Origin of the sequence: Frankia sp. AgPm24 (assembly GCF_023243055.1) — a bacterium.
Lineage (GTDB): Bacteria > Actinomycetota > Actinomycetes > Frankiales > Frankiaceae > Frankia > Frankia umida.
In genome coordinates, this window is the sequence record NZ_JALKFW010000212.1 from 20,197 (window position 1) to 33,601 (window position 13,405).

Sequence of the window (13,405 nt, forward strand, 5' to 3'; positions counted from 1 at the left end):
CCCGCACTCACCCTCGGCGGGGCGAGGTCATCTGTCGACGCCCACGGTGGGGACGCTGACCTCCGGCACGCCAGCGGACGAGACACCGGCGGCGCCGCGGACGAGATGCTGGGCGGCGCGGACCAGGCGGGCGTCGCTGACGGAGTCGTCGTCGTGGCGCAGCGGGCGGACGAAGGCGTGCAGGGCGGTGAAGAAGAGCAGCGCGGTGGCCTCGACGTCGTCGACGCGGTAGGCACCGGCGGCGACGCCGGCGTGCAGCAGGCCGCCGATCACCTCGACCAGGTGCTGGTGGGCGGCCTTGTGGCCGGAGGAGCCAGGGCCGCGTGGGTCGGCGATCTCGCCGGGCAGGTGCTGGAACAACGATCCGCCGTGGGTGGATCCGCCGGTGAAGTGCTCGAAGCAGACCAGGACCATCGCGTCGAGTTTGCCGGGCCAGTCGGCGCGGGCGGCGGCCGCGGCGCTGACGCGGGCGGCGAACTCGCGGGAGGCCTTCTCCTGCAGGGCGAACACGAGCCCTTCCTTGGAAGGGAAGTACTGGTAGAACAGCCCCTTCGACACGCCGGCACTGCGGGTGATGTCATCGAGCGTGGTGGCGCTGTAGCCCTTGGTCGCGAACAGCTCCGAGCCCGCGGCCATCAGCTGCGACCTGCGTTCGTCGGCCGACCGGTACCTGGACACGCCACCTCCCAGAACGTTGAACCTACCGCCCGGGAACCTGCGACGAACCCGGATGGGACACGACTCGTGGACGCCGCCCCAGGCCGCACGACCGCGCCGGGCACCCTCGAGTCGTCCACATCCTAACGCCATCGACTGACCGTCAGTCAGTGCATTGACCGACGGTCAGTCGATCCCTACGCTGGTTCCGACACCGCCCGCCACGGCACCGGCCAGACCACGGCATCAGCCAGACCACGGCATCGGCGAGAACGCGGGTGCCGGCCAGGCACGGCGACGGACAACAGCGAAACCGGGGAGATCCATGGAACGGAAATGGTGGACGCTGCTCGTCGTCTGCAGCGCCACGTTCATGTTGCTGCTGGACGTGACGATCGTGATCGTCGCCCTGCCGGAGATCCAGACCGGACTGCATGCCGGTTTCGCGGATGTGCAGTGGGTCATCGATGCCTACGCGCTGACCCTGGCGTCGCTGTTGTTGACCGCAGGTTCACTCGCAGACCTGTATGGACGGCGGCTGCTGTTCACCGTCGGATTCGGTATCTTCACCCTTGGGTCACTGCTGTGCGGGGTGTCCCAGTCGGCGCTGATGCTGATTGTCTCCCGGGGAGTGCAGGGTGTCGGTGGCGCGATTCTGTTCGCCACGTCGCTGGCCCTGCTGGCACATAGTTTCCGAGGCCGCGACCGGGGGGTGGCGTTCGGCATCTGGGGAGCGGTCACCGGTATCGCGACCTCGCTGGGGCCGATCCTCGGTGGGCTGATCATCACGGGTATCAGCTGGCGGGGCATCTTCCTGGTGAACGTGCCGATCGGCGTCGCCGCGATCGCGTTGACGCTGCGGAAGGTGGAGGAGTCCCGTCCGCCGGTGGCCCATCGGCCGGACTGGGCCGGATTCGCCACACTCACCGCGGGCCTGGTGGGGCTGGTCTACGGGCTCATCCGCGCCGGCGAGGCCGGGTGGACGGAGACGGCGGTACTGGCCTGCATCATCGGCGGGGCGGTGATGATCGTGGTGTTCGCGTTGGTGGAGAAGCGGGTTGCCCACCCGATGTTCGATCTTTCACTGCTGCGCACGCCCACGTTCCTCGGCGGATCGGTCGCGGCGATGGCGATCAACGGCTCGCTGTACGCGATGTTCGTCTACCTGGTGCTTTTCCTGCAGAACGACCTGGGCTATTCGGCGCTGGGCACCGGTCTTCGGATGCTCGTGATCAGTGTGGTGGCGCTGGTCGCCTCGACCGCCGCGGGCCGGTTGAGCGGCGTGGTGCCCACCAGGTTCCTCGTCGGCCCGGGTCTGCTGCTCACCGGCGCCGGTCTGCTGCTGATGACCGGGCTGGACGCCGGCAGCGACTGGACGCATCTCGTTCCCGGTTTCCTGGTCGCCGGATTCGGCAGTGGGATGGTGAATCCGCCGCTGGCGTCCACCGCCGTGGGAGTCGTTCCGCCGGCTCGCACGGGAATGGCGTCCGGTGCGAACACGACCTTCCGCCAGATCGGCATGGCGGTCAGTATCGCCGCCCTCGGGTCGATTTTCTCCGCGCGGCTCACCAGCGGCATCAACGACACGTTGGACACCGTCCCGGCGCTGCGCGGTCAGGGTGAGCGCATCGCCGACAGCCTGCGCCAGGGAGAGGCCGACAGCCTGTTCGCGAACACGGCCCCGAACAGCCGTGCGGCGCTGGGCAACGCGATCCATTCCGGTTTCGCCGATGCGATCAACGACCTGCTGATCGTCGCCGGCGGCATCGCGCTCGTCGGCGGGGTTCTCGCCCTGGCCCTCATCCGTCGCAAGGACTTCATCAACCAGGCACCGCCGTCCGGCCAGCCCACCGGCTCGGTTCCCACCGCGGGGCCGCAACCCGACGGACCGGCCCAGCCTGCCGTCCAGGCACAGCCAGGCGCGCGGGCACAGCCAGGCGCGCAGCCGCCGGCCGCCGCGCCGCGGCTCGGCGGCTGAGCCGCGGGTGGACGTCCCCGAAGCCGACCTGACGGCGCTCGTGGCGGCCCTGCGCGCGGCGCCGCCACGAGCCGGTCACGTGCGGGTCCTCGCCCTCGACGGACGCTCCGGCGCCGGCAAGACCACCCTCGCTGGCCGGTTGGGCCGGCTGCTGGCCGCACCGTGCGTGAGCCTCGAGGATCTCTACGGCGGCTGGGACGGCCTCGCCGCCGGCATCGAACGGCTGGTCGCTGACGTCCTCGTCCCGCTCGCCGCCGGCGGCACGCCCCGCGTCCCCCGCTACGACTGGACGGCGCGGGCCTGGCGGGAACCGCGTCCACTGTCGGTGGACGGGGGGCTGCTCGTCGTCGAGGGAGTCGGGGCCGGTGCGCGGGCGGCGGCACCGTACCTGAGCCTGCTGGTCTGGTTGGAGGCGTCTACCGCGCTGCGTCGCACCCGCGCCCTCGCCCGCGACGGGGACGTCCACGTCGGGCACTGGGACACCTGGGCCGCCCAGGAAGCCGCACTGCTCGTCCAGGACGACACCCGCTCCCGCGCCGACATCATCCTGCGTACCGACACCGACTCGCCGCACGCCGGCCTCCCTGACGCCTGACACCGACACCGGGCTCCCCGGACGTCACACGCCGGGCGCCTCGGGCCACGGGCGCGGGTACCGGATCGCCACCCCCCGCGCGGGCCAGCCCGGGCGGGGGGTCAGTCGCAAGGACCTGGGCGGGCGGGCCGTAGGTCCCTGGGCAGGGCGGCCGACCAGGCCGAGGATCGCAGAGGAGGATTACAGGGCTGCGGTGACCATGGGGCTGCGGTGACCATGGGGCTGCGGTGACCATGGTGGATGGCGGACAGGAGGCCAGGCGATGCCGACGACCGACGACTGGCCGTCGCGCCCCGCGCATCCCGACCACCGCACCGACCACGAGGTCGGCCCGCACACCACGGAGGCGGTCTCCCCACCCGCGGAGCATCCCGGCGGGCCCGGCAGGGCGGGCGGGGGCGGGGCGAAGGCGGCTCCGGGTGAGCTGATCTTTCCGGCGGTCGCCCGGCTCGAACTTGACGAACTGCTGGCCCAGCTGGTCGACCGGGCGCAGGACGTGCTGGCCACCCAGGGTCGGCTGCGCGGGCTGCTGCGGGCGAACCGCATGATCACCGCGGACCTCAGCCTCGACGTGGTGCTGCGGCGCATCGTGGAGTCCGCCTGCGAGCTCGTCGACGCCCGTTACGGGGCCCTCGGGGTGATCGCCCGCGACGGCCATCTGGAGCAGTTCATCCACGTGGGCATGGACCCGGGTGTGGTCGAGGCGATCGGGCGCACCCCCCGGGGCGACGGTGTGCTGGGGCTGCTCATCGCCGAGCCGGCGACGGTCCGTCTCGACGACATCGCCGATCATCCTGGTGCGGTGGGCTTCCCGGCGGGTCATCCGCCGATGGAGGGGTTCCTCGGCGTCCCGATCCGCGTGCGCAACGAGATCTTCGGCAATCTGTACCTGACCGAGAAACGCGGCGGGCGGGTGTTCACCACCGAGGACGAGGAGCTCGTGCAGGCCCTGGCCGCCAACGCCGGGGTGGCCATCGACAACGCCCGGCTGTTCGGCGAGACACAGCACCGCCAGCTGTGGTCGCAGGCGTCCGCGGACATCACCCGGCATCTGCTCGCCGACGGCGAGGACCCGCTGGAGCTGATCGTCGCGCGGGCGGGCGCCGTCGCCCGCGCGGACACCACCGCGCTCGCGCTGTGCGATCCGGCGGCCGGAGCGCTCACCTACGACGTCGCCGGCGGACATGACGCGGACCTGCTGCGCACCCGGCAGGTCCTGATGGACGCGTCACTGGCCGGCCAGGCGGTGCGCAACCGGGCGCCGCTGGTCGCCGCGGACGTACGCACGCTCGGCGGGTCGGAACTCGACGCCCTCGACATCGGCCCGATCATGATCGTGCCGCTGATCGCCAGCCAGGTCACGTCCGGGGCGCTGGTGCTGGGTCGCCGACGTGGCAGCGGCCTGTTCACCGACGAGGATCTGGAGCTCGCCGCCGCCTTCGCCGCCCATGTCGCGCTCGCGCTGGAGCTGGCCCGCTCCCGCGCCGCCCGCGGGCGACTGTCGTTGCTGGAGGACCGCGACCGGATCGCCCGGGACCTGCACGACCATGTGATGCAACGGCTGTTCGCGGTGGCGATGGGCCTACAGGGTCTGGCCGCGAGCGAGGAACGCTCCGAACGCGCCGAGCGGATGAACACCTACGTCGAGGATCTCGACGAGACCGTCCGGGAGATCCGCCAGACCATCTTCGAACTACGGGGACGTTCCACCCCGGCCACCGGCAGCGGCCTGCGCGCGAGGATCCTCGGCATCATCGACGACATGGCGGACGCGTTCGGCTTCACCCCCCGGCTGCATCTGGACGGCCCGGTCGACAGCGCGATCGACGCGACCGTCGGTGACCATCTGACCGCCGTGGTGCGCGAGACCCTGTCCAACGCCGCCCGGCACGCCGCCGCCCACACCGTCGAGGTGACCGTGCGGGCGGCGGACGGGCAGGTCACCGTCGATGTCGTGGACGACGGCGTCGGCCTCGGGGAGACCACCCGGCGCAGTGGCCTGGCGAACCTGCGCAGCCGGGCCGAGGGCCTCGGTGGCACGTTTCGCCTGGACTGCCCGCCCGGTGGCGGCACCCGGGTGCACTGGTCCGTGCCCACCGGCTGACCGCACCACCTGACCGCAGCGCCGCCCCAGGTGGGCACCCCCGGAGACGGTCCGAATGGCCGACTCCGGGGCGCCTGGCCGGGGTGGTTGTCAAGACCCGTCGGGGCCGGTGCATCGTGTCCGTTACGCGGAAAGAATGGCGCACCCCCAATGGGAGTCTTCCGCCCATACGTGTTACTTTCCGCACTACGTCGGACCCTGCCCGCAGGGTCCCTCGAGGAAAGGCGGGATGTGACCACACCGCAGCTGCAGCGTGACACGCGAGTACTTCCACCCCGGTTGGATCCACGGGGTTCCGGGCCGGGCCGGGCCGGTCGACCCGCCCCGGGCGGAGGGCGTCCACCCAGGCGTCGACGCGGCCTGGTGGCGGCTCTCGCGTTCCTGTCCTGCTGCGTACTGCTGGTCACCGTCGGCGGATGGGCGACCTACTCGTGGATCAACGGGAAGGTGAGCCGGATCGACCTCGGCCTGGGGTCCTCGAACGGATCGGGTGGCGTCAACAAGGCGAACTACCTGATCGTGGGCACCGACAGCCGGGAGGGCACCGGCGGCGCGTACGGCGACGTCGAGGGGCAGCGCTCCGACACGACGATCCTCGCGCACCTTGACGAGAACGGCACCACGACCATGATCTCGTTTCCGCGGGACATGTACGTCACGATTCCCGAATACACCGACTCGAACGGCAAGCACTATTCCACCCGTAAGGACAAGTTCAACTCGGCGATCTCCTCGGGTGGCCCGGCGCTGCTGGTCAAGACCGTGCAGAGCCTGACCGGCATGGAGGTCGACCACTACATCTCGATGGACCTCCAGGGATTCAAGAAGATCACCGATGCGATCGGTGGCGTCGAGGTGTGCATCAAGCCGTTCACCGGTCCGGCGCAGCGCTTCCAGGACGACAACGGCCGCTGGCGCACGAGCACGAACACCAACGACCCCATGAGCGGCTTCCGGGGCGGCCCGGGAACCGTCCAGGTCAACGGCGACCAGGCGCTGGCCTTCGTCCGCCAGCGCCATGGTCTGCCGGCCGGCGACACCGACCGCATCGCCCGTCAGCAGCAGTTCATCGGCGCCATGTTCCACAAGATCATGAGCGGTGACACGCTGACGAACCCGGTCAAGAGCCAGCGTCTGGTGTCCGCCGCCGCGGGTGCGCTCACCCTCGACGAACACACCGACCTGACCGATCTGCCGGCCCTGGCGACCCGCATCCGCGGGCTGACCAACGGCGGCATCAAGATGCAGACCGTGCCCACCCACGCGCCGACCCGGGCCGAGGGCGCCGTCGACGATCTCGGCGACATCCTGCTGCACGGCAACCGCGCCTCGGTGCAGTTCTACCGCCCGGACGACCTCGCCCGCCTCGTCAGCCCGCTGGGTGGTCATGTCGAAGGCGCCACTGTCAGCGACGATTCCGGTGCCGCCGGCCCGGCGCTCAGCCCCGGCGCCACCGCGTCACCGTCCCAGGTCCGCGTCTCGGTCTACAACGGCTCCTCGCGCGCCGGGCTCGCCGCGAAGGTCACGACCCAGCTGACCGCCAAGGGCTTCCGCGCCCGCAACGCCGGCAACGCCTCGGTGCTGACCCACGAGACGTCCCGGGTCAGCTACGGCCCCGGTCAGGAGGCCGAGGCACGCACCGTGGCCGCCGCCGTGCCGGGCGCGGGGCTGATCGCCGACTCGTCCATCACCGGTGTCCAGCTCGTCCTGGGCTCCGACTTCACCGCCGTCGTGACCCCGACCCTCACACCCGCCCCCGCCCCCGCCCCCGCGCCCGGGACCGCTGGCGGTTCCGCCGGCGCTGGTGCTGGTGCTGGTGCGACCACCGGCGCCAGCGCGGCACCGGATGGCGCCGGCGCTCCCGCCGACCCGCCGGACGCTCCGTCCTGCACCTACTGATCGCGCCCTGATCGCGGCGCCCGGGCCCGGCCGTCCGACCGGCTGGTCACCCGGTCGGCGCTCGACGTCTCAGCCCAGGCCGGCGGCCGCGGGGGGAACCTCGGAGGGGGCGAAGACCCGGCCGCGTTCGGCGGCGGTGTGCAGGGTGAGGACGCCGTCGCGCCACACCGGGCGGACGTGGTTGCGGGTGCGCAACAGGTCCGAACGTCGGGGCGCGGCCTGGCCGACCGGGGCGACCACCCGGCCGACGGCGGTCTGACCGAGCACCGTCTCGACGGACACCGTGCCGCGCAGCCGGCTGACTCCCGGGTACACCACCGCCCGGCCGCCCTGACGCTCGGTGTGGTCGGCGACGGCCTGGGCGGCGCCGTCCGCGAGGATCGGTGGGCCGATGCGCTCGGCCGCCGTGGCCACCCCCACCGGGCCGGCGATGAGGGCCTCCACCTCGACGAAGCCGGTCAGGGCCAGATCGGCCGCCGCGGCACCGAGGCCACGGCCCAGCCCCGCCGCGGCCCTTCTGGCCGCCGTCAGCTCGGCGGCGGCCAGGTCACCGGCGAGGTAGGCCACCCGGCGCCAGGACGCCCGGTCCTGCCAGTCCCGGGGCAGGGCGAACGACAGTGCGACGTGACCGGTGCCCGCCCCGACCGTGTGGGTGCAGGCGACGGTGTCGGCGGGCAGGTCCAGAGCCTCGACCAGCCGGTGCACGAGCAGGTCGGCGTCATGCAGGGTGACACAGCCGGCGTCCACGCCGACGATCAGCGGGCCCCGGGCCGGGCCGGGCGTCGCACCCGTGGCAGTCCCCGCGCCCGCGCCCGCACTCGCACTCGCACTCGCGGCTGGTCCTGGTCCGCCCATCTCGATCCCTTCACTGACGTTCTGCCGGACACGGCCATCCGGTGCGCCGAGCCGAGGGTGGCAGCGCGGCGTGAACGGCCGGTCAACATCTGCGGGCCAGCTTGCTCCAGCCACGCCTTTTATAGTCAGAATTGGCTGGTAAGAGGATCGCAGCTAGCCCTTTACGGTGATGTCTCTACCCCCGTTCGGTTACCCAACGGCTCACCCCGGCCGCCGCCGGCAACCGTCGATGTCACGGCGACGCGCGCCGGACGATCGCCTCGCCGCGGTGCCGACCCCCGCGACCGCGACTGCCTGCGCAGCGGCGCCGCGGCACCCGGGCCACCCTGCGGTGTCACCCACCTCAGGCTCGCATCCGCCGCCCGCCCCGGCCAGGAACTCGCCAGGCCAGGTCGCCATCCACATCGCCCCCTCCAGAAAGCGTCCGCCAGGCCAGCGCGGATGTCATCCTCGCAGCAAACAAAAGCACCGGAACACCACCACCGACGGGCCCGGTGGCCGCACCATCCGGCCCACTCGACCAGCGCGGGGGCTGCATTGTGCCACGTGCGGCGCGGAAAGTTCGGGGACCAGGTGGCCGTAGTCGACGGACTTCCGGCCCTTCCCGAAACCCCTCCGGTCAGGGACAATTTCGTGGGTCATTGACCGGCCGCCGCCACCAGGTGTTCTCGCCCACATTCCAGGATTTTCACCGGGATGAACCATCCCCAGGTGAGACACACTGCCGGGGCGGCCCACCATCACCTGGCCATGACCAGGTCATGGCCTTCGTGGTGGCATCGTGCTCGAACAACCAGAAAAGGATGTACGCGTGAGCGACACTGCGACACCCGACCAGCCCCTGCACGTGCAGGGTCGGGAGGCGGTCATCGCCGCCTCGGCCGACGCGGTCTGGCGGGACGGCGCACCGCCGGACTACCACCTGTCCCATCAGGACATGCCGGCGCAACGCACCTCGCAGCACGCGCCCGGTTCCCTCGCGGACATCGTCGAGCGAGTCGTCCAGGTGTTCGAGATGGAGCTGTCGCACAAGAAGAATCCCGCCGACTGGGTCAGCATGGTGGCGGACAAGGTCGTGATCAGCGTCAACGGCGGGCAGCCCGTCGGTAGCGCGGAACTGGCCGAGCGGGGCAGCTACAACGTCCTGATCGGGGAGAACCCGTACTACTCGGCCGAGCAGGAGACGTTCGAGTCGTCCCATGACGTGTTCCACGAGGCGTTCCCGGGCGGTTTCTTCTGGGAGGTGCTGGAGGTCTACTCGCCGCCGCCCACGATCACGTTCAAGTGGCGGCACTGGGGGACGTTCAGCGGGCCGTACAAGGGGGTGGAGCCGACCGGTGAGCGCATCGAGATGTTCGGCATCACCGTCGCGAAGGTGACCGACGACCTGCGAATCACCGAAACACACCACTACTACGACAACACCGACTTCCTCGGTCAGCTCGCCCGCGGCCAGCTCACACCGAACCCCCACGCGCACGGCTGACCAGCCGCTGAGCATCCGCCGACCGGCCGCTGAGTGCCCGCTGACGATCCGCTCAGCAGGTCCTGGCCGGGTGGCGGGCGCCGGGGCCGACCCGGCTCCCAGCCTGCGGCGGCCCCGGGGCTTCGCCGTCCTCGGGGGCGGGTATGCGCCCTGCCATGAGGCGCCCGAGCAGCGCCCCTGACCAGGCCAGAATCGGCGGCGGCCGGGTTCGGTGGTTCATCCGGGCACTACCGCTGCTGATGCTCGGGCTGATCTCGGGGCTGCAGCTGGCCAACCGGGAGTGGACCGTGCTGGAGCTGGCGGTTCTCGCCCCGATGCTCGCCGCCACCTTCGCCGGACCGGCGCTGACCGCGCTCTACGGCGTGCTGGCGGTGCTCGACGGGCTCCTGCTCGGCCTGCATGACGGCCTGTTCGAGCAGAACGGCGGCGGACCGCCGGCGCAGGCCGTCCGGCTCGGCGGGGTGGCCCTGGGCGGGGTGCTCGCGGTGCTGGCGAGCCGCTACAACACCCGCAGGGAGACGAAACTGGCGAACGTCAGCCGGGTCGCCGAGGTGGCCCAGCAGTCGATCCTCACCCCGCTGGCCCCGTCGGCGGGGCCGTTACGCCTCGCCGTCCGATATGCCAGCGCCACCGCCGAGGCACGCGTCGGCGGTGATCTCTACGAGGTGCTGGACACCCCGTGGGGCACCCGTCTGATCATCGGGGACGTGCGGGGCAAGGGGCTGGACGCGGTTCGGGTCGCCAGCCGGGTGCTCGGCTGCTTCCGGTTGGCCGCCCGCCAGGTGGACGACCTGTTCGACCTGCTCACCGCCCTGGACGCCGAAGCCGCCACGGTCTGCGGGCTGGACGACTTCGTCACCGCCGTCGTCGGCCAGGTCGACGACGATCGGCTCACCCTGGTCAACGCCGGCCATCCCGACCCGCTGCTGGTGCGCGCGGGCCGTGTCCGTCCGATGGAGGTCGCGATCCGCCTGCCACCGCTGGCGCTGCTGGCCGGCGCGAACAACGAGGTGACGATCATGCTGCGCCCCGGCGACCGGATGCTCTTCTACACCGACGGCGTCAGCGAGGCCCGACACCCCGCCACCGGCGAGTTCTTCCCGTTGCAGGCACAGGTGCAGGCCGCCTTCGCCGGGCGCGGCGGCCGCGATCTGGACGACTCGCTGGCCGATCTCGCCCGGCGCGTCCGCGCCTGGACGCATGACACCCTCAGCGACGATGTGGCGCTGCTGGCGGTCGAGCTCGCCCCGACTCCGCCGGGACCGCCGACGCCCCCGGGCCCGTCGGGCCCGTCGGCTCCGGCGGGACCGTTGTGACCGCTTCGGCCGCTTCGGCCGCTTCGGCCGGGTCGGTGGCGGTCCGGGCGTGCACGACGGCGGAGCGCACCTGCTTGTTCCTGGCGAGCCGTTCGTCCAGTTCACCGCGGAAGGCCTCGAGCCGCCTGATCTTGTCGCTGACCTCGCCGCGTAGCCGCTCGTAGGTCTGCTGCGCCTCGATCAGCAGCCGCATCCGGTCGCCGTCGTCGGAGGTGGCCCGGTATTCGACCCGGACCTGGACGAGCCGGTCCTCGCTGGCCAGGATCAGCCGGATCTCGTCCAGGTTGAAGCCGAGCAACGTCTGGAGTTCCCGGATGCGGCGGACCCGGTCAAGGTCCTCCTCGGCGTAGAGCCGGTTGCCCCCGGCGGTCCGTCCGGACGGGGTGATCAGGCCCATCTCCTGGTAGTAACGCAGCGCCCGGATGGACACGCCGAGCTCCTGGGCGGCCTGCCCGATCCCGCGCAGATCCCGCCCCGGTCCGGACGGCGTGGTCGCCGCCGCTGACCGGGCCGGCGTTGAGGTTGTCGCGTCCGGCGCCGTGCCTGTGTCACCCACCCGGCGATTGTTCCGCACCGCGCCGCGCGACGACGCGGTCACGGTGTCACCCGAGGGCAACGGCACGGTCTCACCGCCCGCGGGAGGTGTCGGGGGCCGTGGAGCGCAGCAGCCCGCCGGCCCCGTCCTCGAGGGAGGCGACGTCACCGACGTCGGCCAGGGCCAGCCCCACACCCTCGTGGACGACCGAACCCTCCTCGCTGGCCGAACCCTCCTGGCTGGCCGAACCGCCCGCGGCGGAGCGTCGTGCGGTGTCGGGGCCACGCAGCCAGGACAGGGCGGCGGCGAGCAGGCAGATCGCGGCGGCGAAGCCGAAGGCCAGGTGCAGGCCGTCGCCGAACGGGCCGGCGATGAGGTTGGGGAAGAAGGTGTGGCCGGTGAGGAAGTCCGCCCTGTCCGGGGGCAGGGAGTTCAGGACGTCCGGGCCGAGCACCTGCCGGGTGGGGTTGAAGCCGAGGAAGGCGGCGAACAGGCTGCCGATCGGCGGCAGGTCCGCGGCCTGGTGCGCCGCGGTGGGGTCGACGCCCTGGCCGACCAGCCCGGAGAACATCGACCCGGGTAGCGAGGACGCCAGCCCCAGCGCGATGATCGTGAAGAACACGCCGATCGACAGGACGCTGGCGGCGTTCTGGAAGGTGTTCAGCATGCCGGCGCCGGCGCCACGCCCGTCCGCGGGCAGCGAACCCATCACGGCGCTGGTGTTCGGCGCGGCGAACAGGCCCATCGTGAGGCCCATCAGCAGCAGAACCGCGGCGAACGCGACATAGTTGAAGTCGATCGGCAGCACGTCGAACAGCAGGAACGCGGCGGCCATCAGGACGAGCCCCAGGGTGGCGAACGGGCGGGCACCGAAACGGTCGGAGAGGCGTCCGGCCAGCGGCCCGGCGAGCAGGAAACCGACCGTCAGCGGAATCATGTAGATGCCGGCCCACAGCGGGGTCCGCTCGAAGCTGTAACCGTGCAGCGGCAGCCAGATCCCCTGCAGCCAGATGATCAGCATGAACTGCAGACCACCGCGGGCGAGCGAACTGAGCAGTCCGGTGAGACTGCCCATCAGGAAGCCACGGCGGCGGAACAGGTCCAGTCGGAACATCGGGTCCGGCGAGCGCAGTTCGATGAACACGAAGCCGACCAGCACCGCGAGCCCACCGAACATGCAGATCAGCACGAACGGCTTCGTCCAGCCCATCGTGTGCCCGCCGTAGGGCTGCAGGCCGTAGATGATGCCGGTGAGGATCGCGATCAGACCCACGGCGAAGGTGATGTTGCCGGCCCAGTCGATACGGGCGGGATGGCGTTCTCCGTTGTCCTTGAGCTTCAGGTAGGCCCAGACCGTCCCGAACACCCCGAACGGCACCGACACCAGGAACACCAGGTGCCATTCCACCGGGGCGAGCAGACCGCCGATGAGCAGCCCGAGGAAGGACCCGCCGATCGCCGCGACACCGTTGATACCGAGCGCGAGACCGCGTTCGTTCTCCGGGAAGGCGTCGGTGATGATCGCGCTCGAGTTGGCGTAGAGGAACGCGCCGCCCACACCCTGCCCGACCCGCATGATGATGATCCACAGGGCGGCGGTGGTGCCGTGCATCCACGTCACCGCCAGCAGGATCGAGAACACCGTGAAGATCGCGAAGCCGAGGTTGTACATCCGGACCCGGCCGTACATGTCGCCGACCCGCCCGAGACTGACCACCAGCACCGCGGTGACCAGCAGGAATCCCATCAGGATCCACAGGAAGTAGGACGTGTTCCCCGGCGCCAACGGGTCGATCCTGATCCCCCGGAAGATGTCCGGCAGCGCGATGAGCAGGATCGACGAGTTGATCGTCGCCATCAGGATGCCGACTGTCGTGTTCGACAGCGCGATCCACTTGTAGTTGCCGCTGCCGCTCGCCGCGGCGGAGTCGGGAGTCGTCACGGCACGGACGCTAGCCCCTCCATCTCACGTCAGCGGTA

The 13,405-nt window shown here is 71.3% G+C and carries 10 protein-coding genes; 6 read left to right on the top strand and 4 right to left on the bottom strand.

All coding sequences use genetic code 11. The features are described 5' to 3' along the window. Positions 1–27 precede the first annotated feature (27 nt). Positions 28–678, bottom strand: a complete 651-nt coding sequence (locus MXD61_RS23350; RefSeq protein ID WP_248815566.1) for a TetR/AcrR family transcriptional regulator — start codon at positions 676–678, stop codon at positions 28–30. 304 nt (positions 679–982) lie between these two features. Here MXD61_RS23350 and MXD61_RS23355 point away from each other — a divergent pair, with 304 nt between their 5' ends. From MXD61_RS23355 to MXD61_RS23370, 4 genes are all read left to right on the top strand, one after another. Beyond that, on the top strand, positions 983–2,635 hold the full coding sequence (locus tag MXD61_RS23355) for an MFS transporter (protein WP_248815567.1): 1,653 nt from the start codon (positions 983–985) through the stop codon (positions 2,633–2,635). Between the two features lie 7 nt (positions 2,636–2,642). Continuing rightward, complete coding sequence (locus MXD61_RS23360) at positions 2,643–3,230, top strand: dephospho-CoA kinase (protein WP_248815568.1); 588 nt, start codon at positions 2,643–2,645, stop codon at positions 3,228–3,230. Between the two features lie 262 nt (positions 3,231–3,492). Further along, positions 3,493–5,334, top strand: a complete 1,842-nt coding sequence (locus MXD61_RS23365) for a GAF domain-containing protein (protein WP_248815569.1) — start codon at positions 3,493–3,495, stop codon at positions 5,332–5,334. A gap of 360 nt (positions 5,335–5,694) precedes the next feature. Then, complete coding sequence (locus MXD61_RS23370) at positions 5,695–7,233, top strand: LCP family protein (RefSeq protein ID WP_251080493.1); 1,539 nt, start codon at positions 5,695–5,697, stop codon at positions 7,231–7,233. Positions 7,234–7,302: 69 nt separating this feature from the next. On the opposite strand, the gene MXD61_RS23375 is transcribed toward MXD61_RS23370, so the two are convergent. Beyond that, on the bottom strand, positions 7,303–8,088 hold the full coding sequence (locus MXD61_RS23375) for a hypothetical protein (RefSeq protein WP_248815571.1): 786 nt from the start codon (positions 8,086–8,088) through the stop codon (positions 7,303–7,305). An 811-nt stretch (positions 8,089–8,899) separates the two neighbouring features. Here MXD61_RS23375 and MXD61_RS23380 point away from each other — a divergent pair. Together MXD61_RS23380 and MXD61_RS23385 are read left to right on the top strand one after the other, a co-directional pair. Next, positions 8,900–9,574 (top strand): ester cyclase, encoded by a 675-nt coding sequence (locus tag MXD61_RS23380; RefSeq protein ID WP_248815572.1) that lies wholly within the window; start codon positions 8,900–8,902, stop codon positions 9,572–9,574. 155 nt (positions 9,575–9,729) lie between these two features. After that, on the top strand, positions 9,730–10,890 hold the full coding sequence (locus tag MXD61_RS23385) for a PP2C family protein-serine/threonine phosphatase (RefSeq protein ID WP_248815573.1): 1,161 nt from the start codon (positions 9,730–9,732) through the stop codon (positions 10,888–10,890). On the opposite strand, the gene MXD61_RS23390 is transcribed toward MXD61_RS23385, so the two are convergent. Both MXD61_RS23390 and MXD61_RS23395 read right to left on the bottom strand, forming a co-directional pair. Beyond that, positions 10,784–11,446 (bottom strand): MerR family transcriptional regulator, encoded by a 663-nt coding sequence (locus MXD61_RS23390; RefSeq protein ID WP_248815574.1) that lies wholly within the window; start codon positions 11,444–11,446, stop codon positions 10,784–10,786. The two genes, MXD61_RS23385 and MXD61_RS23390, sit on opposite strands and share 107 nt — an antisense overlap. Before the next feature lie 70 nt (positions 11,447–11,516). Next, the gene (locus MXD61_RS23395) at positions 11,517–13,283 is read right to left on the bottom strand and encodes an MFS transporter (RefSeq protein WP_374629466.1); all 1,767 of its coding nucleotides are present in this window, start codon (positions 13,281–13,283) and stop codon (positions 11,517–11,519) included. Positions 13,284–13,405 lie beyond the last annotated feature (122 nt).